The organism is Stenotrophomonas sp. BIGb0135, assembly GCF_024810105.1.
Lineage (GTDB): Bacteria > Pseudomonadota > Gammaproteobacteria > Xanthomonadales > Xanthomonadaceae > Stenotrophomonas > Stenotrophomonas maltophilia_AB.
In genome coordinates this window covers 146,194-169,998 of record NZ_JANUDX010000007.1, presented here as the reverse complement: position 1 = coordinate 169,998, position 23,805 = coordinate 146,194, and the positions used below count along the sequence as shown (strand labels likewise).

General features: G+C 69.2%; 26 protein-coding genes. 14 read left to right on the top strand and 12 right to left on the bottom strand.

Features of this window, described 5'->3' with window-relative positions:
* Positions 1-142 precede the first annotated feature (142 nt).
* Genes M2421_RS14965 through M2421_RS14950 form a run of 4 tightly spaced genes read left to right on the top strand, consistent with a single transcriptional unit; the run spans position 143 to position 2,392 of the window.
* Positions 143-676 carry a tail fiber protein gene (locus tag M2421_RS14965; protein ID WP_259208110.1) on the top strand — a complete coding sequence of 178 codons (534 nt, stop codon included), beginning with the start codon at positions 143-145 and terminating at the stop codon, positions 674-676.
* A 52-nt stretch (positions 677-728) separates the two neighbouring features.
* Entirely contained in the window at positions 729-1,259 is a 531-nt protein-coding gene (locus tag M2421_RS14960; RefSeq protein ID WP_259208108.1) for a tail fiber protein, read from the top strand.
* 30 nt (positions 1,260-1,289) lie between these two features.
* The gene (locus tag M2421_RS14955; RefSeq protein WP_259208107.1) at positions 1,290-1,829 is read left to right on the top strand and encodes a tail fiber protein; all 540 of its coding nucleotides are present in this window, start codon (positions 1,290-1,292) and stop codon (positions 1,827-1,829) included.
* On the top strand, positions 1,829-2,392 hold the full coding sequence (locus M2421_RS14950) for a GNAT family N-acetyltransferase (protein WP_259208105.1): 564 nt from the start codon (positions 1,829-1,831) through the stop codon (positions 2,390-2,392). The genes M2421_RS14955 and M2421_RS14950 overlap by 1 nt, the downstream gene beginning before the upstream one ends.
* Here M2421_RS14950 and M2421_RS14945 read toward each other — a convergent pair.
* The 4 genes from M2421_RS14945 to rmuC all read right to left on the bottom strand — a co-directional run bounded on the left by M2421_RS14945 (position 2,385) and on the right by rmuC (position 5,419).
* Positions 2,385-2,675: a hypothetical protein gene (locus tag M2421_RS14945; protein ID WP_259208104.1), complete on the bottom strand. Its 291-nt coding sequence runs from the start codon at positions 2,673-2,675 to the stop codon at positions 2,385-2,387. The two genes, M2421_RS14950 and M2421_RS14945, sit on opposite strands and share 8 nt — an antisense overlap.
* A gap of 99 nt (positions 2,676-2,774) precedes the next feature.
* Positions 2,775-3,335, bottom strand: coding sequence for a glutathione peroxidase (locus tag M2421_RS14940; RefSeq protein WP_259208102.1), 561 nt, complete (start codon positions 3,333-3,335; stop codon positions 2,775-2,777).
* A gap of 57 nt (positions 3,336-3,392) precedes the next feature.
* The gene (locus M2421_RS14935) at positions 3,393-3,761 is read right to left on the bottom strand and encodes a hypothetical protein (RefSeq protein WP_259208100.1); all 369 of its coding nucleotides are present in this window, start codon (positions 3,759-3,761) and stop codon (positions 3,393-3,395) included.
* 74 nt (positions 3,762-3,835) lie between these two features.
* On the bottom strand, positions 3,836-5,419 hold the full coding sequence (rmuC, locus tag M2421_RS14930) for a DNA recombination protein RmuC (RefSeq protein ID WP_259208098.1): 1,584 nt from the start codon (positions 5,417-5,419) through the stop codon (positions 3,836-3,838).
* A gap of 50 nt (positions 5,420-5,469) precedes the next feature.
* Between rmuC and M2421_RS14925 the strand changes: the two genes are divergently transcribed.
* Complete coding sequence (locus tag M2421_RS14925; protein WP_259208097.1) at positions 5,470-6,093, top strand: glutathione S-transferase N-terminal domain-containing protein; 624 nt, start codon at positions 5,470-5,472, stop codon at positions 6,091-6,093.
* A gap of 6 nt (positions 6,094-6,099) precedes the next feature.
* Here M2421_RS14925 and nfsB read toward each other — a convergent pair whose 3' ends face one another.
* Together nfsB and M2421_RS14915 are read right to left on the bottom strand one after the other, a co-directional pair.
* The gene (gene nfsB, locus M2421_RS14920; RefSeq protein ID WP_259208095.1) at positions 6,100-6,753 is read right to left on the bottom strand and encodes an oxygen-insensitive NAD(P)H nitroreductase; all 654 of its coding nucleotides are present in this window, start codon (positions 6,751-6,753) and stop codon (positions 6,100-6,102) included.
* Positions 6,754-6,778: 25 nt separating this feature from the next.
* Positions 6,779-7,786: a zinc-binding alcohol dehydrogenase family protein gene (locus tag M2421_RS14915; protein WP_259208093.1), complete on the bottom strand. Its 1,008-nt coding sequence runs from the start codon at positions 7,784-7,786 to the stop codon at positions 6,779-6,781.
* A gap of 90 nt (positions 7,787-7,876) precedes the next feature.
* Between M2421_RS14915 and M2421_RS14910 the strand changes: the two genes are divergently transcribed.
* The 3 genes from M2421_RS14910 to M2421_RS14900 all read left to right on the top strand — a co-directional run bounded on the left by M2421_RS14910 (position 7,877) and on the right by M2421_RS14900 (position 10,044).
* Positions 7,877-8,800 carry a LysR family transcriptional regulator gene (locus tag M2421_RS14910; protein ID WP_259208091.1) on the top strand — a complete coding sequence of 308 codons (924 nt, stop codon included), beginning with the start codon at positions 7,877-7,879 and terminating at the stop codon, positions 8,798-8,800.
* Between the two features lie 61 nt (positions 8,801-8,861).
* The gene (leuE, locus tag M2421_RS14905; protein ID WP_259208089.1) at positions 8,862-9,488 is read left to right on the top strand and encodes a leucine efflux protein LeuE; all 627 of its coding nucleotides are present in this window, start codon (positions 8,862-8,864) and stop codon (positions 9,486-9,488) included.
* Positions 9,489-9,675: 187 nt separating this feature from the next.
* Positions 9,676-10,044 (top strand): hypothetical protein, encoded by a 369-nt coding sequence (locus M2421_RS14900; protein WP_259208087.1) that lies wholly within the window; start codon positions 9,676-9,678, stop codon positions 10,042-10,044.
* A 9-nt stretch (positions 10,045-10,053) separates the two neighbouring features.
* Here the strand turns inward: M2421_RS14900 and M2421_RS14895 are convergent, their stop codons facing one another.
* Complete coding sequence (locus M2421_RS14895; protein WP_259208085.1) at positions 10,054-10,956, bottom strand: LysR family transcriptional regulator; 903 nt, start codon at positions 10,954-10,956, stop codon at positions 10,054-10,056.
* A gap of 145 nt (positions 10,957-11,101) precedes the next feature.
* On the opposite strand from M2421_RS14895, the gene M2421_RS14890 reads away from it, so the two are divergent.
* The 4 genes from M2421_RS14890 (at position 11,102) to M2421_RS14875 (ending at position 14,854) form a co-directional block, all read left to right on the top strand.
* Positions 11,102-12,097, top strand: coding sequence for an aldo/keto reductase (locus M2421_RS14890; RefSeq protein WP_259208084.1), 996 nt, complete (start codon positions 11,102-11,104; stop codon positions 12,095-12,097).
* 70 nt (positions 12,098-12,167) lie between these two features.
* Positions 12,168-12,842, top strand: coding sequence for a suppressor of fused domain protein (locus M2421_RS14885; RefSeq protein WP_259208082.1), 675 nt, complete (start codon positions 12,168-12,170; stop codon positions 12,840-12,842).
* Between the two features lie 46 nt (positions 12,843-12,888).
* Positions 12,889-13,299: a hypothetical protein gene (locus tag M2421_RS14880; RefSeq protein ID WP_259208080.1), complete on the top strand. Its 411-nt coding sequence runs from the start codon at positions 12,889-12,891 to the stop codon at positions 13,297-13,299.
* A gap of 142 nt (positions 13,300-13,441) precedes the next feature.
* Entirely contained in the window at positions 13,442-14,854 is a 1,413-nt protein-coding gene (locus tag M2421_RS14875; protein ID WP_259208078.1) for an amino acid permease, read from the top strand.
* A 183-nt stretch (positions 14,855-15,037) separates the two neighbouring features.
* Here the strand turns inward: M2421_RS14875 and M2421_RS14870 are convergent, their stop codons facing one another.
* Both M2421_RS14870 and M2421_RS14865 read right to left on the bottom strand, forming a co-directional pair.
* Complete coding sequence (locus tag M2421_RS14870) at positions 15,038-16,291, bottom strand: dipeptidase (RefSeq protein ID WP_259208077.1); 1,254 nt, start codon at positions 16,289-16,291, stop codon at positions 15,038-15,040.
* Positions 16,292-16,832: 541 nt separating this feature from the next.
* Positions 16,833-18,002, bottom strand: coding sequence for a class I SAM-dependent rRNA methyltransferase (locus M2421_RS14865; protein WP_259208075.1), 1,170 nt, complete (start codon positions 18,000-18,002; stop codon positions 16,833-16,835).
* Between the two features lie 361 nt (positions 18,003-18,363).
* On the opposite strand from M2421_RS14865, the gene M2421_RS14860 reads away from it, so the two are divergent.
* Entirely contained in the window at positions 18,364-19,323 is a 960-nt protein-coding gene (locus tag M2421_RS14860; RefSeq protein ID WP_259208073.1) for a TerC family protein, read from the top strand.
* 97 nt (positions 19,324-19,420) lie between these two features.
* Positions 19,421-20,203 (top strand): rhomboid family intramembrane serine protease, encoded by a 783-nt coding sequence (locus M2421_RS14855; RefSeq protein ID WP_259208071.1) that lies wholly within the window; start codon positions 19,421-19,423, stop codon positions 20,201-20,203.
* Positions 20,204-20,206: 3 nt separating this feature from the next.
* On the opposite strand, the gene M2421_RS14850 is transcribed toward M2421_RS14855, so the two are convergent.
* From M2421_RS14850 to mnmE, 3 genes are all read right to left on the bottom strand, one after another.
* On the bottom strand, positions 20,207-21,118 hold the full coding sequence (locus tag M2421_RS14850; RefSeq protein ID WP_259208065.1) for a hypothetical protein: 912 nt from the start codon (positions 21,116-21,118) through the stop codon (positions 20,207-20,209).
* Between the two features lie 121 nt (positions 21,119-21,239).
* Positions 21,240-22,292, bottom strand: coding sequence for a glycerophosphodiester phosphodiesterase (locus M2421_RS14845; RefSeq protein WP_259208242.1), 1,053 nt, complete (start codon positions 22,290-22,292; stop codon positions 21,240-21,242).
* A 163-nt stretch (positions 22,293-22,455) separates the two neighbouring features.
* Positions 22,456-23,805: a tRNA uridine-5-carboxymethylaminomethyl(34) synthesis GTPase MnmE gene (gene mnmE / locus M2421_RS14840; RefSeq protein ID WP_259208063.1), complete on the bottom strand. Its 1,350-nt coding sequence runs from the start codon at positions 23,803-23,805 to the stop codon at positions 22,456-22,458.

The following is a 23,805-nucleotide window of genomic DNA, read 5'->3' as shown; positions in this document are numbered from 1 at the left end:
GCCTCCCCCCTTTGGCGCCATTGGAACAGAGTCCCCGTGGCGAGGAAAGGGGCGCGGCGGCGGGACTTGTGAACAGCCTGAATGGCGTTCAGAGTAGTTGCGCGCCAGTCCGGCGCCGCGCTCAGCATCCAAGGGGGATCAGATGAGCGAATTCTTCGTCGGCCAGATCATGATGGCCGGGTTCAATTTTGCACCCAGGTATTTCGCGCAATGCAACGGGCAATTGCTGCCCATCAACCAGAACCAGGCCTTGTTTTCGCTGTTGGGCACGCAGTACGGCGGCGATGGCGTCACCAACTTCGCCCTGCCCGACCTGCGCGGGCGCACACCCGTCGCGTATGCGCCCTCGGTCGATGCGACATGGCAGCCACCGACCCTGCAGATCGGCCAGCGGGCCGGGACCGAGAACGTGACCCTGTTGCCCACGCAGTTGCCCGCGCATGGCCACCAGGTGGTGGGCGTTGCCGCCGCGGGCGACAACCGCAACCCCACCGGGCGCACGTTCGCCGGCGGCGGCACGGCCAAGCTGTACGCAGCCCAGGGCGGCGCCCTGGTTGCACAGGCACCGTCGTCGGTCGCCCCGGCAGGCAGCACCCAGGCCCATCCGAACATGCAGCCCTACACCACGCTCAACTTCTGCATCGCGCTGCAGGGAATCTTCCCCTCCCGCGGTTGATCACGGGGCCGGCCGTGGCCGGCCATGCGTTACTCACAAGGAGCATGATCAGATGAGCGTACCTTTCATCGGCGAAATCCGGATGTTCGGATTCAACCGCGTTCCCAGTGGATGGCTTGCCTGCAACGGCGCAGTGGTATCGATCGCAGACTACGACGTGCTCTTCATGTTGCTCGGCACGACCTACGGCGGTGACGGCCAAAGCACCTTCGGCGTGCCGGACCTGCGCGGCCGCGTGCCGCTGCACATGGGCCAGGGCCCGGGGCTGAGCAATCGCCTGCCCGGCATGATGTCCGGGTCCGAGACGGTCACGCTGACCCTGCCACAGATGCCGGCCCACACCCATGCACTGTCGGTCAGCACCGCGGCAGCCACCCTGGAGACGCCTGCCGCCACCGCATTGCCGGGCGCCGTCAGTGGCGAGACCTTCTATGTCACCGACACCAACGGGGCGACCCCACTGGCGATGGAGGCGTTGGCCGTGACCAGCAGTGGTGGCAACCAGGCGCACGAGAACTGCATGCCCACCCTGACGGTGCAGTACTGCATCGCCTGGGCCGGCGTCTTCCCCTCGCAGTCCTGACCCTTCCTTCGTTACGCGCAGAGAACCGACATGACCGAACCTTACATCGGACAGATCCAGCCGTTCGGCTTCAACTTCGCCCCGAACGGGTGGGCGTTCTGCAACGGCGCTACGCTGGCGATCCAGCAGAATACCACCCTGTTTTCGCTGCTCGGCATCCAGTACGGCGGCAACGGTACCAGCACCTTCCAGCTGCCCAATTTCAGCGCCCGCGCTGCCGGAGGGACGGGCACCGGCAACGGCCTGACCCCCCGCTTGATCGGCGGCACGTTCGGCGTCTCCCAGGTGGCGTTGAGCACATTGGAAATGCCCGCCCATCAGCACACGCTGACCGCGTTCGCCCAGACCGACACCAGCAAGCGCAGCGGCGTGCCGGTGGCCGGTGGCGGTCTTTCCCAGCCCGGGTCCAACGCCGTCAAGCCCTTCAGCAATGCGACGCCGGATACGCCGCTGTCCCCGTCCATGCTGCTCCCCAGCAGCGGTGGCAACCAGCCACACGACAACCAGCAGCCCTACCTGGCGGTGAACTTCTGCATTGCCCTGCAGGGCGATTACCCTGCGTTCGACTGATGTTGCCCGCGACGCTGGCGCCGTTCCCTCCGGAGCGGCGCCCGGCGCTGGCCGGGGTCGCCGACGGCACCGGATGGCAATGGCGCGCGCTGCGCGACGATGACCTGCCCTGGCTGGTGCCGCTGTATGCGAGCACGCGCGAGGAGGAACTCCGGTCGGTGCCCTGGCCGGACGCTGCCAAGCGGCAGTTCCTGTCGCAGCAGTTAGTGGCCCAGCACCAGCACTATCTGGCCCACCACCCGCGCGCGCATTACCTGGCGATCCTGCGCGAGGGCCAGCCGGTGGGGCGCTTCTATGTCGATGAAGACGGCGAGGAGGATCTCATCGTGGACATCAGCCTGTTGCCGTCTTCGCGCGGCACCGGTACCGGCACGGCGGTGATCGGTTGCCAGCAACAGGCCTGTGCGGCGCGAGGTCGCGCGCTGCGGCTGCACGTGATGCAGCACAACCACGCTGCGTTGCGCTTGTACCAGCGGATGGGGTTTGTCGCCAGCGCGGCGGCGACGACCGGCGAGCTTTACCTGCCCATGCGCTGGGAGCCCACGCACCGTCCCCTCAGTTGAACACGGCCTGGTAGAGGAACCCGGCACGTTCCTGCGCGATGGGCACCAGGAAGATGCCAACCTCACCCATCCTCGCGTGGCGCATCGGGTAGATCTGCTGCGGGAACACGATCGCCGCGGCATTGCGGAACAACAGCGAGAACGGCGCGCGCGCTGTATTCGCATGCGTCTGCTGCAGCGGCCGCGCCTCGACCAGCACGAACTCCATCTGCATGCCATCGAACTCGGCGGCGAACGTCTCGTTCACGCAGCCGACAAAGTGTTCCAGCGTCAACAACTCCATGTCCCCTTCCCCGGGTGCGCACCGCAGGCATAGCGGCGTGCGTCATCCTCGCCGCATCGCGTGGCGCGCACAAGCGCCACGCGATGCACGGCGCCTGGATCAGGCCGCCAGCGCCGCGTCGATCGCCGCCACCAGCCGCGCGTCGTCCGCCGGCACGTCCGGGGCGAAGCGCGCGATGACCTGGCCGTCGCGGCCGATCAGGAACTTCTCGAAGTTCCACAACACGCCCGGCGCCGGGTTGACCACCAGCTCGGGGTACTTGGCCACCGCGCCCTGCAGCTTTTCGCGCATCGGGCCTTCGCCGGTGGCGGCCGGCTGGGCGGCGGTCAGCTGCTGGTACAGCGGGTGCACGTCATCGCCGGCCACGCTGATCTTGGCAAACAGCGGGAAGCTGACGTTGTATTCCAGCTGGCAGAACTGCTGGATGTCCGCTTCGCTGCCCGGCTCCTGGGCCAGGAAGTTGTTGGCCGGGAAGCCCAATACTTCCAGGCCGGCGTCGTGCTTGTCGGCGTACAGCTTCTGCAGGCCTTCGTACTGCGGGGTCAGGCCGCACTTGGAGGCGACGTTGACCACCAGCAGCACCTTGCCGCGATAGTCGGCCAGCGAGGACGGCTGGCCTTCGATGGTGGTGACGGGGATCTCGTAAACGGTCTGGCTCACTGCAGCTTCCTTGGGTTGGGACGTAGGTGCCACGGGCGGACCCGTGGCTGGAAAGAATCAATCGACGCAGATCGTGCCCAGGGCCACGCCGCCATCGATGCGCTGGCGGCAGCCGAAGTTCTGGCGGATGTCGGCCTGGCAGGTGCCACGCGCCTTGGCACCCGGGGCGATCTCGCCCTGGGCCAGGCACTGGCCGGTGCAGTCGGCCTTGGCGCTGCACGCCTTGCCGGCATCGGCGTAGGGCACCACGCACTGCACGCGCTGCAGGCGGCCCAGCGGCGCGAGTTCACCGCCGGCCTGCCGGCAGGCGGCCGCGTCGGTGGGCGCGGTCACGGCGCCATCGGCAGGCACGGGGGCAACCGGCGGGGTGGTGCTGGCGCAGCCGGCCACGGCCAGCAGCAGGGACAACAACAGGGTCAGGCGCATGCGGTACTTCCTCGAACGATCGACAGGGGCACAGCATGCGCGATCACGTGCATGCGTTGCATGTACGCCAGGTGTCAGTCCTGTGCGGCGCTGCCCTCGTCCATGCCGCCGTCCTCGTCCTCGCCCGTGGCGTCTTCCAGCAGGTCCTGGGTCTGTTCGGCGGTCAGCGACTCCACGCCGCGCAGGCGGCGCTCGATCGTGCGCGTCTTGCGGCTGGCTTCGCCCAGGCTGCGGCCGACCGTGCTGATCTGTTTCTCGGCTTTTTCCAGGATGCCGGCAAACTTGCCGAACTCGCTCTTGACCGCGCCCAGCAGGCTCCACACTTCACTGGAGCGCTGTTCGATGGCCAGCGTGCGGAAGCCCATCTGCAGGCTGTTGAGCAACGCGGTGACGGTGGTCGGCCCGGCCACCACCACGCGATGTTCGCGCTGCAGCAGGTCGACCAGGCCGGGGCGGCGGATCACTTCGGCGTACAGGCCTTCGGTGGGCAGGAACATCACCGCGAAGTCGGTGGTGTGCGGCGGCACGATGTACTTGTCGCAGATCGACTTGGCCTGGATGCGGATCGCGCGTTCCAGCTGCGCGCCCTGCACGCGCACGCCATCGGCGTCGCCCTGCTCCTGGGCATCGAGCAGGCGTTCGTAGTCTTCGCGCGGGAACTTGGAGTCGATCGGCAGCCACACCGGCGTGTCGTCGTGGCCGCGCCCGGGCAGGCGCACGGCGATGTCGACCATCTCCCCGCTGTCCGGGCGCACTTTCACCCCGCGCGCGTACTGTTCCTGAGTGAGGGTCTGCTCGAGGATGTTGTCCAGCTGCACTTCGCCCCAGCTGCCGCGGTTCTTGACGTTGGTCAGCACGCGCTTGAGGTCGCCCACCCCGGTGGCCAGCTGCTGCATCTCGCCGAGCCCGCGCTGCACCTGCTCCAGGCGATCGGAGACCAGTTGGAACGAAGCGCCGAGGCGTGCTTCCAGCGTGGTCTGCAGCTTTTCGTCCACAGTGACCCGCATCTGGTCGAGCTTCTCGGCGTTGTCGGTCTGCAGGCTCTTGAGCTGCTGCTCCAGCGTGGCGCGCATCTCGCCGATGCGGGCCTCGTTGCGCTGGGTCAGCTCCTGCAGGCGCAGGCCGAGCGATTCGGCCAGGCGCTGCTGCGACTGCGCGGTTTCCTCGCGGCCCTTGCGTGCGTCGTCGGCCAGGGCCTGGCGCAGCGCGGCCATATGGCCATCGGTGCGGGTGGTGAGCTCCACCAGCTGCTGGCCAAACGCCTCGATGCGCGCCTGCTGCTGCTGGCCGAACACTTCAAGCTGCGCGCGCATGTCGTGCAGGCGCTGGGCCAGCAGTTCGCCGGTGCGCTGCTGGGCCTGCGCGCTTTCTTCGCGCGCCTTGCGCGCATCATCGCCGAGCGCGTCGCGCAGCAGGTCCAGGCGCTGGTCGGTGCGGGTGGACAGGTCGGTCAGCGCGCGCGCGAAGCTCTCCAAGCGCGCGTCCTGCTGCCGGCCCAGGCCTTCGAGCTGCTCGCGCAGTTCACCGCGCCCCACCCGCGCTTCATCGCGCAGGGCCTGCTCCAGGCCACCTTGCTGGGAACGCCGCAGCAGGACCACCAGCTGCAGGACGAGGACGGCACAGACAAGGCCGCCAAGGATCAGGAATTCGGTTTGCATGTGCACAAGTGTAGGCTGAGCCGGTCTCATTGGCTGCGCCGGACGGGTACATGCTGGAGTTGTACGGAAAGCCCACCTCGATCAACGTGCGCAAGGTTCTGTGGGTGCTTGCCGAGCTGGGGCTGGAGTATCGGCACGACGCGGCCGGGGCATCGGCCGACGCGGCCGCCGATGCCCGCCTGCGCAGGCTCAACCCCAACGCGCAGGTGCCGGTGCTGTGCGATGGCGACTTCGTGCTGTGGGAGTCCAACAGCATCTGCCGCTACCTGGCGGCCCGCGCGGAGCGGGCCGACCTCCTGCCGCAGGCGCCGCGGGAACGCGCGCGGGTGGAACAGTGGATGGACTGGCAGGCCACCGATCTCAACAGCGCCTGGCGCTATGCGTTCATGGCCGGCGTGCGCCGGCACCCGGACTACCAGGATGATGCGGCGGCCGCGGCCAGCCAGGCGCACTGGAACCGCTTGATGGGCGTGCTGGACCGGCAGTTGGCGCAGACCGGCGCCCACGTGGCCGGCGAACGCTTCAGCCTGGCCGACATCGTGCTCGGCCTGTCCACCCAGCGCTGGCGCATGACGCCGGGCGACAAGCCGGTGCTGCCCTGCGTGGATGCGTGGTTCGCGCGCCTGCGTCCCCGTGCGGGCTTCGCCCTGCACGTGGACAACGGCGTGCCCTGAGCGCCTTCAGAGCCGGGTGAACACCTGGTCGCGCGGCAGCCGCGACTTGGGCAGGCCCGCATTGAAATTGGCCGCGCTGCCGTAGCCCAGCGCCACCAGCACCACGCTGGTCAGGCCGCGCTCGCCCAGGCCCAGTTCGGCATCCAGTGCCTGCGCATCGAAGCCTTCCATCGGCGTGGCGTCCACCCCATGCACGCCGGCGGCCAGCAGCAGCGTGCCCAGCGCCAGGTAGGTCTGCTTCTGCATCCAGTGCTGCACATCGCCCAGCGTGTGCCGGTGCAGGTCCACGTAATGGTGCAGCGCGCCGCGCTGGCCTTCGCGGGCCTCCGGGGTGGGGTAGCGGCCATCGGCGCTTTCCTGGTCGATCACCTGGGCCAGGTACGCGTCATCGATGGCGGTGCGGGTGGCGAATACGATCACGTGCGAGGCATCGGTGATCTTGGCGGTGTTGTAGGGCTGGCCGGGCTGGGTGGCGCGGGCGATGCGCGCGCGTGCCTCGGCGCTGCCGGCCACCAGGAAATGCCACGGCTGCGCGTTCACCGACGAGGGCGCGTGGTGCAGCACGTCCAGCAGGTCATCCAGCACCGCCGGCGGCAGCGTGCGGGTGGGGTCGAAGGCCTTGGTGGTATGGCGGCGGCGGGCCACCGGTGCGAGGGTCATGTGCGGGTCGTCCATCGGATGGGGGTCAGAAGCCTTCGAGGACCAGCTTGCCGCGCGCGCGGTGGCTCTCGATCAGGGTGTGCGCCTGGCGCAGGTTGGCGGCGTTGATGCGGCCGTAGTGTTCGCCCAGCGTGGTGCGCAGGACGCCGGCATCGACCAGCGCGGCCACGCGTTCGAGCAGGTCGTGCTGGCGCTGCAGGTCCGGGGTGCTGAAGCTGGAGCGGGTGAACATCGACTCCCAGTGCAGCGACAGGCTCTTGCGCTTGAGCGCCATCACGTCGAGCTGGCCGGGGTCGTCGATCAGCGCCAGCTGTCCCTGCGGGGCCAGCGCGGCCACGATCTGGTCGTAGTGCTGGTCGGTGTGGGTGAGGCTGGCCACGTGGCTGACCTCGGCGATGCCCAGCCGCTGCAGGCCGTCGGTGAGCGGCTGCGAATGGTCGATCACATGGTGCGCACCCAGGCCGTAGACCCAGTCCTGGGTATCCGGGCGCGAGGCGGTGCCGATCACGGTCAGGCGGGTCAGCTGGCGGGCCAGCTGGACCAGGATCGAGCCCACCCCGCCGGCCGCGCCGATCACCAGCAAGGTCTGGCCCTCGCCGCCGCCTTCGGGGATGCGCAGCCGGTCGAACAGCAGCTCCCAGGCGGTGATCGCGGTCAGGGGCAGCGCCGCGGCCGCGGCATCGTCCAGGCTGGCCGGCTTATGCCCGACGATGCGCTCGTCCACCAGCTGGTACTCGGCATTGCTGCCCGGGCGACCGATCGCGCCGGCATAGAAGACCGCATCGCCGGGCTGGAACAGCTGCACCTCGCTGCCGACCGCATCCACGATCCCGACCGCATCCCACCCCAGCACGCGCGGTTCGTCCACGGCCACGCCGTTGCGCACCTTGGTGTCCACCGGATTGACCGAGATCGCCCGTACTTCCACGCGCAGGTCGCGCGGGCCGGGGCTGGGGATCGGCAGGGTGATGTCCTGCAGCGCGCGCGGGTCGCTGATCGGCAGGCCGTGCTGGGTGTAGGCGATGGCTTTCATCGGGGCGGGTCCGTTCGGGAAGAAACACAGCCTGCGCTTCGCCGCCGCCGTCGGAAAGGCGCAGAATCGGTCAGCACTTTCACTGCAGGAATGAAAATGATCCGGATCGACGATCTCGGCCTGTTCGTCCGCACCGCCGCGCTGGGCAGCTTCTCCAACGCCGCGCGCGAGGCCGACCTGCTGCCCGGCCAGGTCGCCGCGGCCGTGGCCCGGCTGGAACGCGAACTGGACCTGCGCCTGTTCGTGCGCTCCACCCGCAGCCTGCGCCTGACCGCCGAAGGCGCGCTCTACCTGCCCTATGCGCAGGAAGTGCTGGCCACCCTCAGCGAGGGCCAGGCCCGGGTCCGCGGCGAAGATGCCGAACTGCGGGGGGTGTTGCAGGTGGCCGCGCCCTCGGACCTGGGTCGCAACGTGCTGCTGCCGTGGCTTACCGAGTTCCGCACTGCCCACCCGAAGCTGCAGCTGCGGTTGCAGTTGTCCGACCAGGTCGCCGATGTGTTCCGCGACCCGGTCGACGTCGCGTTCCGGCTCGGCCGCTTCGACAACGCCAGCTACGTCGCCCTGCCGCTGCTGCCGGGCAACCGCCGGGTGCTGGCGGCCGCGCCGGCGTACCTGGCCCGGCACGGCACGCCGGATACCCTGGAGGCGCTCAAGGACCACCACTGCCTGCTCTACCAGTTGGCCGGGCGCGCCTACGACCGCTGGAACTTCGAGGTTGATGGCCGCCGCGTGGTGGTGCCGGTGCGCGGCAACATGGTCTGCGACGATGCCGACGTGGTGCGCCGCTGGGCCGTGGCCGGCGAAGGCATCGTGTTCAAGTCCTGGCTGGACGTGTGCGGGGACGTGCGTGCCGGCCGCCTGCAGGTGCTGCTGGGCGGTGCCGGCGACAGCCTGCCGTTGAACCTGGTGTGCCCGCACCGCAAGCAGTTCTCGCCGGCCATCCGGCAGTTGCATGCCCTGTTGGCGCAGCGCCTGCAGCCGTTGCTGGCCGACCTGCCGCGCTTGGACGCCTGACGCTATCGGTACGCCGGGCGGTGCCGGACAATGGCGCTCCCCCCGTAGTCGAGTCGCCGCCATGCCGTGGATGGGCATCCAGGACCTGTGGACCTTCATTGCCGCCGTGCTGGTGTTCCTGGCATTGCCGGGCCCGGGCACCTTCACCCTGCTCACCGCCACCGGCCGTGGCGGCGTGCGCGGCGGCTATACCGCCTTGTTCGGGCTGCTGCTCGGCGACCAGATCCTGATGTGGCTGGCGGTGGCCGGCGTGGCCGCGCTGCTCAAGGCCAACCCGCTGGTGTTCCACGCGGTGCAGTACCTCGGCGCCGCCTACCTGGTATGGATCGGCATCGGGCTGCTGCGCGCGCCGCGCAGCAGCGGCGAGGAGGGCGGCATCCGCCTGCAGCCGGGGCATTACTTCCGCCAGGCGGTGCTGATCAACCTGCTCAACCCGAAGGCGATCATCTTCTACATGGCCTTCCTGCCGTTGTTCATCGACCCGGCCCGCCACCAGGGCATGGCCACGTTCGCGACCATGGCGGTGATCATCTTCGTCATGGGCCTGGCGTACTGCTCGGTGCTGATCGGGGTCGGCAACCTGCTCCGCCGCCGGATTCTCCAGCATCCGCGTGTAGGGCTTTTCCTGCGACGGATCGCGGGTGTCTTCCTGATCGGGTTCGGCGTCCGCCTCGGCGTCAGCGGCTGACACCCCTGCCCTGCATGCGTCTGCGGCGATGCAGCCAGGCTCTCGTGCCGCTGCGCGAATAGACCGTGCCATGCAAGCGCGGCACCTCAATCAATAATTTCAGATTCCGCAGCGCGTGTCCGACGTGTCCAATCGGCCCATCGCCGACGGGCGCCCCGCGTCCGCGCGCTACACGGAGATTGGAGCGATGCCCCCTGTGTATTTCGTCCAGCACCTGATCGGCCATGACGAACGACTGCTGTGCATGGCCACCGGCCGCACCGACCTGGCCAGTCCTGCGGTGGGCCGCATCCTCGCCAGCCTGCAGCCACTGGACCGCATCGACCTGAGCACCTGGCGCTTCGACTGCGATGCCAGCCTGGAACGGGCGCTGTGCCGGCACATCGGCGAGGCCGAGCGTGCCGGCCAGGGCTGGCGGGTGTTCGATGCGCACGGCACGCTGCGCTGCAAGCGCTTTCCCGAGGATGCCCACGCGGTGTTCCCGCAGGGCCCCTCGAGCCTGGATGAGCGGCTGCACGCGCTGGTCAGGGGCGCCTCGTGCGCCCACCCGGCCTGAGCACGCGGCTCAGCGGTTGCGCAGGGCTTGGCGCAGGTAGTCGATGAACACCCGCAGCTTCGGTGCCATCTGCTCGCGCGCCGGGTAGTACAGGTGGAAACCGGCGAACGGCGCCTGCCAGTCCTGCAATACGCACTGCAGCCGCCCGGCCGCGATGTCGGCCGCCATCAGCGCCTCGAAACCCTGGGCCATGCCCAGGCCGGCGCGCACGGCGGCGTGGATCAGCCCCGCATCGTTGAACACCAGCCGGCCGGCCACTTCCACGTCGAAGTCGCGGCCGTCGCGGGTGAACTCCCAGGGCATCGGCCTGCCGTTGCTGAGGCGGTGCACGATGCACTCGTGCCCGACCAGCGCGGCCGGGGTGGCAGGCACGCCGTGCCGGGCCAGATAGGCGGGGGTGGCCACCACGACCTGGCGCTCGAGTGGGCCGATCGGCACTGCGATCATGTCGCGGGCGAGGCTCTCGCCCAGCCGGATCCCGGCATCGAAGCCGCCGGCGACCAGGTCGGTCAGCGCCGTCTCCACGAACAGCTCCACCTCCACCTGCGGGTACCGCGCCAGGAAGCCCGGCAGGTGCGGCAACACCAGCAGTTCGGCGGCAATCCGGGGCACGTTGATGCGCAGCTTGCCGGCCGGGACATCGCGCACGCTGTCCAGGTCCTCGAACGCGGCGTCGATCTGGGCCAGGCCCGCGCGCACGCGGTCAAGGAAGCGGGCGCCGTGTTCGGTCAGGCCCACCCGGCGCGTGGTCCGATGCAGCAGGCGCACGCCCATCCCGGCTTCCAGCGCGCGCACCGTCTGCGACAGCGCCGATGGCGATACACCCAGCTCGTCGGCCGCCCGGGTGAAGCTGGCATGGTGGGCCACGCGGGCGAAGGCGACCACGGCGGACAACGGGCGTTGGGCGCTCATTATGAAGACCAGCTTCATGGCAGATGAAGGAACGGGCAGTTTATCCACATAGTCCACGGGAGGATGCTGGACCTCCGCGCCGCCCTGCCCCCGGCATGGCGGCCACCCGCGTCATCCTGTCCCCCGCTTCCCTGGAGATTCCCCCATGCAGACCCGCACCCTCGGCCGCCACGGCCCCACCGTTTCCGCGCTCGGCCTGGGCTGCATGGGCATGAGCGCCTTCTACGGCGGGCGCGGCAGCGATGCCGACGCCACGGCGGTCATCCACCGCGCGCTGGAGCTCGGCGTCACCCTGCTCGACACCGCCGACATGTACGGCCCGCACACCAACGAAGTGCTGGTCGGCAAGGCGATCGCCGGGCGCCGCGACCAGGTCTTCCTGGCCACCAAGTTCGGCATCCGGCTGGAGCCGAGCGACAGCGCCGCACGCAGCGTGGATGGCCGCCCGGACTACGTGATCGCTGCCTGCGAGGCCAGCCTGCAGCGGCTGGGCGTGGATCACATCGACCTGTACTACCAGCACCGGGTGGATGCGAGCGTCCCGATCGAGGACACGATCGGTGCGATGGCGCGCCTGGTCGAACAGGGCAAGGTGCGCTTCCTCGGCATGTCCGAGGCCTCGGCGGCCACCATCCGCCGCGCGCATGCGGTGCACCCGATCACCGCGGTGCAGACCGAGTTCTCCCTGTGGTCGCGCGAGCCACAGGACAACGGCGTGCTGGACACCGTGCGCGAGTTGGGGATCGGCTTCGTGCCTTACTCGCCGCTGGGCCGTGGCTTCCTCACCGGCGCCATCCGCAGCCCGGACGACTTCGACACCGACGACTACCGCCGGCAGTCGCCGCGCTTCCAGGGGGACAACTTCGGCCGCAACCTGGCGCTGGTGGACGCGGTCACCGCGATGGCGCGCGCCAAGGGCATCACCCCCGGCCAACTGGCGCTGGCCTGGGTGCTGGCCCAGGGCGAGGACCTGGTGCCGATCCCGGGCACCAAGCGGATCGCCTACCTGGAAGAGAACCTCGGCGCACTGCAGGTGCAGCTGAGCGCGGACGAACGGGCGAAGATCGACGCGATCTTCCCGGCCAACGCCGCCGCGGGCATGCGCTACGCCCCTGCGGCGATGGCCACGCTGGACCGCTGAGTTCCGGTGGCCCGCGGGCAGCGAGGGGTGATGGGCGACAATGGCGCGCCCATCGCCTGCGAGTAACCGGATGTCCGACCACGATGACCTGCTGAGCCGCGCCTGGAAACAGCGCGAGGAAACCCTCTACCCGTCATTGCTGGGCGCGTTGGGGCCCGGCATCCATCCGCTCGACCCCGCGGTGTTCTCCGCGGTGTTCGGCCAGGACGATATCGACCCGCGCTGGCTGCACATCGGGGTGTTCGAGTGCCCGCCCAGCCCCACGCGTGCGGGCTGGGCGTATGTCAGCTCCGGGCTGTCCAATCCCTGGGAGGCGACCGAAGCCGACCCCGATGACGTCTCCGGGCTGGGCATGGAGTTCCTGCTGCAGACCCGCGAGCGTGCGCCGTGGGCAATGACCCTGGTGCAGCGCTTCTGCGCCTACCAGCTGCTGCTGGCCGCCGGCCGCATGGGCGACCACGCGCCCTTGGACCTGTGGGACCGGATGCGCATCGGCAGCCCGATCGACCACGCCGACAGCGTGCTGCAGGCATTGGTGTTCGCCCCGGCCCATCACCTGGGCGACGTGCAGCGCCTGCACAGCGGTCAGTTCCGGTTCCTGCAGCTCATTCCCCTGACCCTGGACGAACATGCGTTCGGCCAGCAGCACGACTTCGCGTGCGTGGTCGACCAGCTCCAGGCGGCCAACGCGGCGCCGGTCATCGATGCCGGTCGCCGCGGCATCGTGCTGCAGCCGCCCGGTTGATCGGCTACCGTGCCCCCCGCCTGCCCTGCCTGCCGGATACGCCCACATGCGCCTGCCCGCCCTGCTCCCGCTGCTGCTGACCATCGCCCCGGCCCACGCCGATGAAGTCCGCTGCCTGACCGGCGGCGACGGCGACCGCATCCACCTGGCCTGGAAGCTGCCCGAGGCCGGCGCGGGCAACGAACGCGTCAGCTACGTGCGCTACGCCGGCAAGACCCAATGGCTGCGCCTGACCCTGCTGTCGCAGGACAGCACCGAGATGGCCGAGGGCCGCCCCTGGCAGTTCGATTCGGTGTGGCTGGAACACCTGGACGGCACAGTGAACGGCCGTTACCTGATCAGCACCCAGGGCGCGCGGATCTACGGCTTCGACTACGTCCATGCGCGCAGTGGCCGGCAGACCGCGTTCCACGAGGACATCGGCGCCACCACCGACAACGGGTGCCAGTGGCCATGATCGGCGGGTTGTGCCGATTTCGTCACCCCTGCCCCAGTCAGATGCGCCATGCGGCTTGCCGGGACGCTTGGCAGTAGTAATGCTGCACCGCGTTCGGTAAAACTCGCTGACTTGTCTTTAACAGTCATTCCCGCGAGGCCCCATGTCATTGCTCCGGCGCAAGTCCATCGACCAGGTCACCGTCCACGAAGCCGGCAGGCAGCTGGTCCCGACCCTGAGCTGGCCGCATCTGATCGCGTTGGGCATCGGCGCCATCGTCGGCACGGGCATCTACACCCTGATCGGGGTGGGCGCCAACCTGGCCGGCCCGGCCGTGCTGATCTCCTTTGCGATCGCCGGCGCGGTCTGCGCCTGCGCGGCACTGTCCTACGCCGAACTGGCGACCATGATGCCGGCCGCCGGCAGCGCCTACACCTACAGTTACGCCGCGCTCGGTGAGACCGTGGCCTGGGTGGTGGGCTGGAGCCTGATCCTGGAATACTCGCTGGTGGTCAGCACGGTCGCAGTCGGCTGGTCCGGCTACGCGGTCGGCTTCCTGCACGGCTGGGGCATCGACCTGCCGTTGACGTTGACCGCCGGCCCCCATGTCGAGGGCGGCTTCATCAACCTGCCAGCGGTGCTGATCACCTTCGTGGTGGCCGGCATGCTGATGGCCGGCACCAAGGAGAGCGCCACCCTCAACGCGATCCTGGTGGTGGTCAAGATCATCGCGCTGACCGTGTTCGTGGCCATTGCGCTGCCGCACTTCGACACCGGCCACATGGAGCCGTTCATGCCGTTCGGCTTCGCCAAGTCGGTGGGTGCCGATGGCGTCGAGCACGGTGTGATGGCGGCCGCGGCGATCATCTTCTTCGCCTTCTACGGCTTCGATGCGATCTCCACCGCGGCGGAAGAGACCAAGAAGCCCGACCGTGACCTGGCCATCGGCATCATCGGCTCGATGGTCGGCTGCACCATCATCTACGTGCTGGTGGCGCTGGCCGCCGTCGGCGCGATGAGCTACACCATCTTCGGCCAGAGCGCCGAGCCGCTGGCGCTGATCCTGCGCGAGCTGGGCAGCCCGGGCGCGGCCAAGTGGATCGGCGCGGCGGCGGTGATCGCCCTGCCGACGGTGCTGCTGGCCTTCCTGTACGGGCAGAGCCGCATCTTCTTCGTCATGTCGCGCGATGGCCTGCTGCCGCGTGGCCTGTCCAAGGTCAGCGCGCGCACCGGCACGCCGATCGCGACCACGCTGTTCACCGCGGTGCTGGTCGCCGCGCTCGCCGGCGTGGCCCGCCTGGATGAGATCGCCGCACTGGCCAACGCCGGCACGCTGGCCGCGTTCACCGCGGTGGGCCTGTGCCTGGTGGTGCTGCGCAAGCGCGAGCCGAACCGCGTGCGCAAGTTCCGCACCCCGCTGGCCTACGTGGTCGGCCCGCTGGCGGTGATCGGCTGTCTGTACCTGTTCTTCAGCCTGCCGAGCAAGACCCAGCTGTATTTCCTGGCCTGGAATGTCCTGGGCCTGATCGCCTACTTCGCTTACGGGCGTCGCCATGCGGTGCTGGGCAAGGCCTGATCGGTGCGGGTGGCGCCGAGCCACGCGCGGTTGCGCTTCGTCCGGTCGTCATGAAGGGCTGGCCGGCGGCGTCGGCCGCTGTCCACTGGATGTCCCGGCACCGCATGTGCGCGTGCCGGGAGCTTTCACCGCGCGGTTGCGGCGATTGCTGCGGTTGCCGGGCATGGCTCGGCACTGCGCGTGTCAGGGGGTCGCTGCGGTCGCTGCCTTGTCGGCATGCGCCTGCGCCTGCTGCATGACGCGCAGCAGGTTGCCGCCCCAGATGCCGGCGATCTGCTTTTCGCTGTAGCCCTTGCGCAGCAGCCACGCGGTGATCTTCGGCAGCTGGCTCACGTCCTGCAGATCGGCCAGGCCACCGCCGCCATCCCAGTCCAGCCCGATGCCGACATGATCGGGGCCGACCACCTTGAGGATGTGCTCGAGGTGGGCGAAGAAGTCCTCCAGCGTGGCCTTGCGCAGCGGGATGCGCGTGTCGATCTCCTCCAGCCCCTTCTTCAGCGCCACGCCCTGCTGGATGCTCATCCCGTCGTAATCGGTGCCGAGCCGCGCCATCAAGGCCGTCTCGGCCGCCTTGCGCGGCTCGCTCTTGCCGGTGTCGATCAGGTAGCCGCCGTAGGCGTTGACCTGGATCACCCCACCGGCCTGGGCCAGCCGCTTCAGGCGCGTGTCGTCGAGATTGCGCGGGTGGTTGTAGATCGCCTTGGCCGAGCTGTGCGACAGCACGAACGGCACCGGCATGCGCTCGATCAGGTCATCGAACACCGCGTCGGACGCGTGCGACTGGTCGATGACGATGCCCAGCCGCACCGCCTCATCCACCAGCGCCTTGCCGGCCGGGCTCAGGCCCTTCCATTCGGCGCCCTTGGGATCGGTGGCCGAATCGGCGAACTCGTTGTTGGCAAAATGCACCGTGCTGAGCAGGCGCAGGCCGGCCAGGTGGTAGTAACTGAGCAGCGAGGGATCATCGACCAGCGGGCTGGCGTTTTCCATGCTGATGTAGACCACGCGCTTGCCGGCGGCCTTGATCCTGGCCGCATCGGCGGGGGTCAACGCGAGCTGGAAGCTGTCCGGGTGCGCGGCGAGCATCTCGCGGATCTCGGTCAGCCGCAGCAGGCCGGCATCGCGGTCGTGCTGGTGCGCCCGCGCGCTGCGATCGCCCTGGTCGGTGTAGATCGCGAAGAAGCCACCATCCAACGCGCCCTCGACCATGCGCGGGTAATCCACCTGCGACAACGCGTTGCGGTCGTGCCGTTGGCGGATGTCGAAACCGTCGCGGTGGAAGTTGGCCGGTGTATCCAGGTGGCTGTCCAGCGTCAGCAGCCGCTGCTGCAGCGTGGACGCCCTGGCCAGTTCCTGCGGGGTGAACTCGATGGCGTGGGCGGCCAGCGGCGTGCACAACGCCAGCGATACCAGCAACGACAGACTGCGCAGCGTCATGGATGCCTCACCTTGGATGGGAAGCGTAGGACGATAGCGCTGTCGGAAGACACGCGGTAGAGCCGCGCCATGCTCGGCTGCTGCGTGGCGCATTGCCGCGCTGCGCGCGGCCAGCCGAGCATGGCTCGGCTCTACCCGTTCCCAACGCCGTGGACCATCGGCAGGCACACCGCCAGGCGTGCCGAACGCCGTGGACCAATCGGCAGGCACACCGTCAGGCGTGCCGAACGCCGTGGACCATCGGCAGGCACACCGCCAGGCGTGCCGAACGCCGTGGACCGTCGGCAGGCACACCGCCAGGCGTGCCGAACGCCGTGGACCAATCGGCAGGCACACCGCCAGGCGTGCCGAACGCCGTGGACCATCGGCAGGCACACCGTCAGGCGTGGCGAACGCCGTGGACCATCGGCAGGCACACCGTCAGGCGCGCCGAACGCCGTGGACCATCGGCAGGCACACCGTCAGGCGTGCCGGTCGTTGGGTCGGTCGGCCGGCAGACAGGCCGGCGTATGCCGACCGCTGGCCGGCATACGCGGTGCCATCAATCAAGCACGCGGCAGAACACGGCCTTGAGGTAGCGCGATTCCTGCACGTGGGCCATGAACGGATGGTCCGGACCGGCGCCGGCGACCTTCAGGATCTGGATGGTGCGGCCGGAATAGAACGCGGCACGGCGCAGCATGTCCAGGAACTGGTCCTCGGCCACCAGGCCGGTGCAGGAGAACGTGGCGAACAGGCCACCGGGCTTGACCACGCCGAGCGCCAGCTTGTTCATGTCCAGGTATTTCTTCAGCGCCGTGATCACCTGGTCGCGGTCGCGGGTCATCTTGGCCGGGTCCAGGATCACCACGTCGAACTGCTCGCCGCGGTTGGCCGCATCGCGCAGCCACGGGAACACGTCGGACTGGATGAACTTGGGGCGCACGTTGTTGAGGCGCGAATTGCCCTTGGCAATCGCGATCACGTCCTCGTCGATGTCGATGCCGACCACTTCCGAGGCACCACGCGCGGCCGCATACACCGCGAAACCACCGGTGTTGCAGCACAGGTCCAGCACGGTCTTGCCGTCCACCTGCTCGCTCAGCCACTGGCGGTTTTCGCGCTGGTCGGCGAAGAAACCGGTCTTGTGCGCACCGGCCGGATCGGCGCGGAACTTCACGCCGTACTCGGTGATCACCGACGCTTCGGTGGTGGTGTTGCCGTGGAAATCGAAGCTTTCCTGCTTCTGCACGTGTTCGTCGGCGAAGCTGTGGAAACGGCAGCCGGGGAACTGCTCGCGCAGCGCCTCATAGATCCATTCGCGGTGGCGGAACATGCCGGCGGCGAAGAACTCCACCACCACCAGGTCGTTGTAACGGTCCACCACCAGGCCGGACAGGCCATCGCCCTCGCTGTGGACCACGCGCCAGGCGTCGGACACCGCATCCAGCTTCAGCACGTCGCGACGCAGCGAAACGGCCTGGGCGATCTTGCGCGAGAACCAGCCCGCGTCCACCGGAACGGGCTGGTCGGTCTCCAGGATGCGCACGGCAATGCGCGAATGCCCGTTGTAGAAGCCGCGGCCGATCCACTCCCCGTCCACGCCGACGACGTCGACGATGGCACCGGGCTTGGGACGGACGGCGGGCTTTTCGACCAGTTTCTGGAAGATCCACGGGTGGCTGGAGCGCCAGGCGTTCTTGAGGCGGACTACGGGCAGGGGGGTATTCATCCGCCTATTGTATCCGGGAAGCCCACACCCCTCGGCACTGCGGGCGATGCCGCCCGCCCCCAGCGCGGGGCGCGGCCGCGCGCCGGTGTGCCCGCGGGCAGGCGGGCACAGGGCCTTCCCATCCAGTTGACGGCGGCCCGGCCACCCCGCAGAATCGGCCCCAGAAGGGGAGTAGCTCCCAGACGTTGTCGCCGTCAATTCGAGCCCGCAGGCTCCGGTGCAACGGCAGTCCCACCCATCGGGACTGCGAGCGAGACCTTCGCCGTATGGCGAAGCTCTGTCTCCCCGGATCCCCCCGATCCTCCGTTGCAGATCCTCGCCGTCCGGCTTGAGGCATTCATTTTTCCAACGGATAAACCCAATGCAGACGATCGGTAATGTGTGGTTGTGGGGCGGCTTCGGCGCGGTGGTGGTCATCGCGCTGCTGGTCGATCTGGTCTTGATGCGACACGGCGGGCCACACAAGGTCACCTTCAAGGAGGCCCTGTGGTGGTCCATCGGCTGGGTCGTGCTGGCCCTGGCCTTCAACGGTGGCCTCTGGTACTACCTGAACGAGACCGCCGGCCAGGTGGTCGCCAACAAGGTGGGCCTGGAATTCCTGACCGGCTATCTGGTCGAGAAGGCCCTGGCGGTGGACAACATCTTCGTGTTCCTGATGATCATGGGCTACTTCGCGGTGCCCGAGGAACAGCGGCAGAAGGTGCTGATCATCGGCATCCTGGGTGCGATCGTGCTGCGTACGATCATGATCTTCGCCGGTAGCGTGCTGCTCACCAAGTTCCACTGGCTGCTCTACGTGTTCGGCGCGTTCCTGCTCTTCACCGGCTGGAAGATGTGGTTCTCCGCCGGCAGCGAGCCGGACCTGGAGACCAATCCCGCGCTGCGCTGGATGCGCAAGCACCTGCGCTTGCTGCCGGACTACGCCGGCAACGCGATGAGCGTCATGCGCGACGGCAAGCGCTGGTTCACCCCGCTGTTCGTGGTGCTGATCCTGATCGCCGTGACCGACGTGATCTTCGCGGTGGACAGCATCCCGGCGATCTTCGCGATCACCACCGACCCGTTCATCGTGCTCACCTCCAACGTGTTCGCGGTGCTGGGCCTGCGCGCGATGTTCTTCCTGCTGGCCGGCATGGCCGATCGCTTCCACCTGCTGCCGTACGGCCTGGCCCTGGTACTGGCCTTCATCGGCATCAAGATGATGCTGATCGACATCTTCAAGATCCCCACCCCGATCTCGCTGGGCGTGGTGGCCGTGATCATCGCCGCCACCGTGGTGTTGAGCCTGAAGAACCCGCCGAAGGAAGGCGGCCACGCCTGACCGATCGTGCCGCCTGCGGGATTGTCCCGCAGGCGGCACCTCTCTCTCCCACTGCGTTGCCCTTGTGTTCAGCCCGGGCGACGCAATCCCTAAGGCTATGAACGCCAACCTGCCCCTGCCCGCCGGCGACACGCCGGACCCGCCCCGCAACGACCGAGGTCGCGTGATGCGGGCGTTCAACCTGAGCCTGGCCTTCGTGCTGGTGCTGGTGGCGGTGTTCACTGCCCAGGGCCACTTCGACTGGCGCCCATGGTCGGTCGCCCCGCTGGACAAGGCCGGGCTGCTCGGCATCCTCGGCGCGCCCCTGCTGCATGGCTCGGTCCAGCACCTGGGCGCCAATGCCGTCGCCCTGCTCATCCTCGGCACCCTGGCCGGCAGCGTCTATCCCAAGGCGACCCTGCGCGCGCTGCCCTTGTTGTGGGTCGGCTCGGGGCTGGGTGCGTGGTTGCTGGGCGACCTGGGCAGCCACCACCTGGGCGCCAGCGGCATCACCCACGGGCTGATGTTCCTCGTGTTCGTGCTGGGCCTGCTGCGCCGTGATCGCCCGGCCATCGCCGCCGGCCTGATCGCCTTCCTGTTCTACGGCAGCATGCTGATCACCATCCTCCCGCACGAGCCGGGCGTGTCCTGGCAGTCGCACATGGGCGGCGCCCTGGCCGGCATCGTCAGCGCACTGCTGTTCCGCCTGTCCGACCCGATGGCCCCGCGCAAGCGCTACAGCTGGGAGGAAGAAGACGAGGACGAGCTGGACATGCAGCGCGATGGCGACCTGGAGCCGCCCTCGCCGCAGCGCGTACCGGTGCTGTGGCAACCGCGCGAGGGCCAGGACTTCGTGGTGCTGCCGTTCCGGCCGCGCGATCCGGCCGGGCCGCGCGAGTAGCGCTCACCTGGCGGATCCGAGCCGGCCGAACAGCGCCAGGCGCAGGCAGCCGATGGCGAACATGCCGACCAGCCCCACCATCGCCACCCCGAACAGCACGTTGAACGCATAGGCGAGCGGCTGCTCGCTCCAATAGTAGGTGTGCGCGCTGACGCGATAGCCGCCCACCCGGATCCGCGCCGTGGCCAGGGCGGTGAGCAGCGAGAGCAGCTGCGTGAGTTCAAGCACTGCCAGGAACGCCCCCAGCAGGCCGAAAAAAAGGCGGACGCCAGCGCCGGCCTTGTCCGCCGATGCTGGCGCAGGGGCCACCGTGTCCGTGTCCTCTTCCGCCGCCCTCGCCGGCGCGGCGCGCGCTGCCTCCAGCACCGCCACGGGCACGGGCAGCTGCAGGTAATCGGCCAGCACGCCCAGCCAGCGGTCGGTGCGCCGGGTGCCGGGCAGCACGGCGACGTTGCCGGGCGTCAACAGGGTCTCGCTGCCGTCGTGGTGCACGAGCCACAGCTGGGTGGTCCCGCGGTGCAGGGTGCCGTGCCAGCGCAGTTGGAGTCCGGACAGCCCGTGCAGGGCGAAGGCGGCATTCACCGGCGTGCGGCGCCCGGACAGCGTGCGGGTATGGCGCTGGCCAACGCCATCGCGGCGCGACAGGGTCAGCGTTTCGCTGGTCTCGGTGTACACCAGCAGGACCACCGCCAGCGCGACCAGCAGCAGGAACGCCAGCACCACCAGCAGCCAGGACAGCGGGGCCAGGCGGGCCAGCGGTGAGCGATCGTCGACCAGCGCCCCGACCACGAAGGCGCCGGGAACCGCCAACGCGACGATGGCCACGAACAGCACCAGGCCTGCCTGCACGCGATTGTGCGAATGGATGTGCAGGTCGCCGCCTGGCGTGCGTTCGTAGCGATGTCCGATCAGCATGCAGACCTCCTTGTCCAGCGACCACGGTAGCCGCGGCCGTCTGTCGCAACAAGGTCACGCGCGGCGGATCCGCGCAGCGCAGCGCCCTGCGTGGCCGCGGATCACGCGCGATCGCGGCCGGTCAGTTTCCGGCGGTCGCGGCGCCGTCCCCATCCACCGCACGCCGGCCCAGCGCGGGGTCGTCGGTGAAGAACGCATCGATGCCGGTGGCCAGGTAGGCGCGCATTTCGGCCACCGAACCGGCGGCATTGCGTGCGTTGGCCTCGCCCTTGCGGAACTCGGCCGCCTGGAAATAGTTCTCCGGGCGGAAGGTGTACGGGATCACCATCAGGCCGGCGGCGTGCGCGTCGCGGACCAGGGGGGTCGGCGCGCCCAGCTTGCCGGCCGCATCCAGCGGAATGACCTGGCGCAGGCTGGGGCCGATGCCGTCGGCATAGGCCGCCACCTGCTCCAATCCGGCCGGGGTGAGCATGTCGGCATAGCGCTGGCTGCCCTTGGCGGCCAGCACGTCGCCCGGCTGCTGCTTCGGATCGCCCAGCAACTGCAGCAGGCGGATGTTGGACTCACGGCCCAGCGTGCTGCGCAGGTAGCGCAGGTTGCCGACCTCGAACGACTGGATCGTCACCGGTGCCACGCGCGTGTACGCGTTGCCCTGCAGCGCGGCCAGCAGCTTGTCTTCCATCGGCAGGCCGATGCCCTTGAAGTAGGTGCCGTGCTTGATCTCCGGCACCAGCCCGATGCCGCGGTTGGCGCGGCCGGCCTGCTGCACCAGGAAAGCAAGGATCTCCTCCAGCGTGGCGATGCGGAACTGGCCGTCATAGGCGGTGCTGCGCAGCTGCGGCAGGCGCTCGCGGGCGTACAGCGTCTTCAGCTCGGCCAGGGTGAAGTCTTCGGTGAACCAGCCCTCCACGCGCTCGCCGTCGATGGTCTTGACCGTCCTGCGGCTGGCGAACTCGGGGTGCGCGGCCACATCGGTGGTGCCGCCGATCTCGTTCTCGTGGCGCGACACCAGCACGCCGTCCCTGGTCATCACCAGGTCCGGTTCGATGTAGTCGGCGCCGTCGGCGATGGCCTGCGCGTAGCTGGCCAGGGTGTGCTCGGGCAGCAGCGCACTGGCGCCACGGTGGCCGTAGACGGCCGCCTTGCGCGATGGGGAGGTGGATTCGGCACTCATGGCCACCGATGGTGCCACGGCCAGCGACAACAGCAACGCACAACTCCACAACGACTTCGACACTGCAAACCCCTGTTTGATGCGGCCCGCGCCGACGCGGCGGGGGCGTGGAAAGGACCGGCGCATTGTGGTGGTGCGGTGTGACAGCGGGAAGTAACGCCCCCTACTTCCCGATGCAGAAGCTGGAGAATATCCGCCCCAGCAGGTCATCGGCGCTCATCCGCCCGGTGATCTCGCCCAGCGCCTCATGGGCCAGGCGCAGTTCCTCGGCGGCCAGCTCCAGGTGTTCGTGGACCAGCTCGGCATCGGCACGCTCGACGTGGCCGATGGCCAGCACGATCGCCTCCACGTGGCGGGCACGCGCGGAGAACTCGCCCTCCACGCTGTCGCCGGCGCTGCCGCTGGCCAGTTCACGCAGGCGGGCATGCAGGTGCTCCAGACCCTGGCCGGTGGCGGCGGAGACGTGGACGACGTTCGCATCGCTATCGGCGGGACACTGCGCCAGCAGGTCGCTTTTGTTGTGGATCCACAGCTGCTGCGGCACGCCGGCCAGGGCGTCGGCCACCGCGGCACGCCCGGCCTGCGGGTCGCGCGCGTCCAGCACGATGATGGCCAGGTCGGTGCGCTGCATCTCCAGGTGGGCCCGGCGCATGCCCTCGCGTTCGATCGCATCGCCGCCGTCGCGCAGCCCGGCGGTGTCCACCAGGGTCAGCTCCAGCCCGTCGATGCGGATGGTCTCGCGCAGGGTGTCGCGGGTGGTGCCGGCGATGTCGGTGACGATGGCACGCTCGCTGCCGGCCAGCGCATTGAGCAGCGAACTCTTGCCCGCGTTGGGGGGCCCCACCAGCACCGCGTGCAGGCCATCGCGCAGGCGCCGACCGCGCTCGGCATCGTCGCGCAGCTGCACCAGCGCGCGCAGCGCCCGGCCCAGGCCGGCGCGGACCTGGTCACCGCCGAGGGTGTCCAACGGTTCGTCGGCGAAGTCGATCGCCGCCTCGACGTGGATGCGCAGCAGCACCAGCTGTTCGCCGGTTGCCTCCACCCGCTGCGAGAACACCCCGTCCAGCGAGCGCCGGGCCGCGCGCGCCGCGCGGGTGTCGCTGGCCGCGATCAGGTCGGCGATGGCCTCGGCCTGGGCCAGGTCGAGCTTGCCGTTGAGGAAGGCACGCTCGCTGAATTCACCGGGCCGCGCCTGGCGCGCGCCGAGCGCGATGCAGCGCGCGACCAGCTGCTGCAACACCACCGGGCTGCCATGCCCCTGCAGCTCCACCACCTCCTCGCCGGTGAAGCTGTTGGGCGCCGGGAACCACAGGGCGATGCCGTCATCGATCACTTCGCCATCCGCATCGCGGAAGCGCGCGTAGTGCGCGTGCCGCGGGCGCATCGTGCGCACCCCGATCCGCTGGGCGATGTCGCGCGCACGCGGACCGGACAGGCGCAGCAGACCGACGCCGCCGGCGCCGGGCGCGCTGGCGATGGCCACGATGGTGTCGATGTTGGCGGAGGCGTGCAT

Bases quoted from the DNA above. Each gene is read 5' to 3' on its own strand.
- M2421_RS14965 (WP_259208110.1), top strand. From the start codon at position 143: ATGAGCGAATTCTTCGTCGGCCAGATCATGATGGCCGGGTTCAATTTT.
- M2421_RS14960 (WP_259208108.1), top strand. From the start codon at position 729: ATGAGCGTACCTTTCATCGGCGAAATCCGGATGTTCGGATTCAACCGC.
- M2421_RS14955 (WP_259208107.1), top strand. From the start codon at position 1,290: ATGACCGAACCTTACATCGGACAGATCCAGCCGTTCGGCTTCAACTTC.
- M2421_RS14950 (WP_259208105.1), top strand. From the start codon at position 1,829: ATGTTGCCCGCGACGCTGGCGCCGTTCCCTCCGGAGCGGCGCCCGGCG.
- M2421_RS14945 (WP_259208104.1), bottom strand. From the start codon at position 2,675: ATGGAGTTGTTGACGCTGGAACACTTTGTCGGCTGCGTGAACGAGACG.
- M2421_RS14935 (WP_259208100.1), bottom strand. From the start codon at position 3,761: ATGCGCCTGACCCTGTTGTTGTCCCTGCTGCTGGCCGTGGCCGGCTGC.
- rmuC (WP_259208098.1), bottom strand. From the start codon at position 5,419: ATGCAAACCGAATTCCTGATCCTTGGCGGCCTTGTCTGTGCCGTCCTC.
- M2421_RS14925 (WP_259208097.1), top strand. From the start codon at position 5,470: ATGCTGGAGTTGTACGGAAAGCCCACCTCGATCAACGTGCGCAAGGTT.
- nfsB (WP_259208095.1), bottom strand. From the start codon at position 6,753: ATGACCCTCGCACCGGTGGCCCGCCGCCGCCATACCACCAAGGCCTTC.
- M2421_RS14915 (WP_259208093.1), bottom strand. From the start codon at position 7,786: ATGAAAGCCATCGCCTACACCCAGCACGGCCTGCCGATCAGCGACCCG.
- M2421_RS14910 (WP_259208091.1), top strand. From the start codon at position 7,877: ATGAAAATGATCCGGATCGACGATCTCGGCCTGTTCGTCCGCACCGCC.
- leuE (WP_259208089.1), top strand. From the start codon at position 8,862: ATGCCGTGGATGGGCATCCAGGACCTGTGGACCTTCATTGCCGCCGTG.
- M2421_RS14900 (WP_259208087.1), top strand. From the start codon at position 9,676: ATGCCCCCTGTGTATTTCGTCCAGCACCTGATCGGCCATGACGAACGA.
- M2421_RS14895 (WP_259208085.1), bottom strand. From the start codon at position 10,956: ATGAGCGCCCAACGCCCGTTGTCCGCCGTGGTCGCCTTCGCCCGCGTG.
- M2421_RS14890 (WP_259208084.1), top strand. From the start codon at position 11,102: ATGCAGACCCGCACCCTCGGCCGCCACGGCCCCACCGTTTCCGCGCTC.
- M2421_RS14885 (WP_259208082.1), top strand. From the start codon at position 12,168: ATGTCCGACCACGATGACCTGCTGAGCCGCGCCTGGAAACAGCGCGAG.
- M2421_RS14880 (WP_259208080.1), top strand. From the start codon at position 12,889: ATGCGCCTGCCCGCCCTGCTCCCGCTGCTGCTGACCATCGCCCCGGCC.
- M2421_RS14875 (WP_259208078.1), top strand. From the start codon at position 13,442: ATGTCATTGCTCCGGCGCAAGTCCATCGACCAGGTCACCGTCCACGAA.
- M2421_RS14870 (WP_259208077.1), bottom strand. From the start codon at position 16,291: ATGACGCTGCGCAGTCTGTCGTTGCTGGTATCGCTGGCGTTGTGCACG.
- M2421_RS14865 (WP_259208075.1), bottom strand. From the start codon at position 18,002: ATGAATACCCCCCTGCCCGTAGTCCGCCTCAAGAACGCCTGGCGCTCC.
- M2421_RS14860 (WP_259208073.1), top strand. From the start codon at position 18,364: ATGCAGACGATCGGTAATGTGTGGTTGTGGGGCGGCTTCGGCGCGGTG.
- M2421_RS14855 (WP_259208071.1), top strand. From the start codon at position 19,421: ATGAACGCCAACCTGCCCCTGCCCGCCGGCGACACGCCGGACCCGCCC.
- M2421_RS14850 (WP_259208065.1), bottom strand. From the start codon at position 21,118: ATGCTGATCGGACATCGCTACGAACGCACGCCAGGCGGCGACCTGCAC.
- M2421_RS14845 (WP_259208242.1), bottom strand. From the start codon at position 22,292: ATGAGTGCCGAATCCACCTCCCCATCGCGCAAGGCGGCCGTCTACGGC.
- mnmE (WP_259208063.1), bottom strand. From the start codon at position 23,805: ATGCACGCCTCCGCCAACATCGACACCATCGTGGCCATCGCCAGCGCG.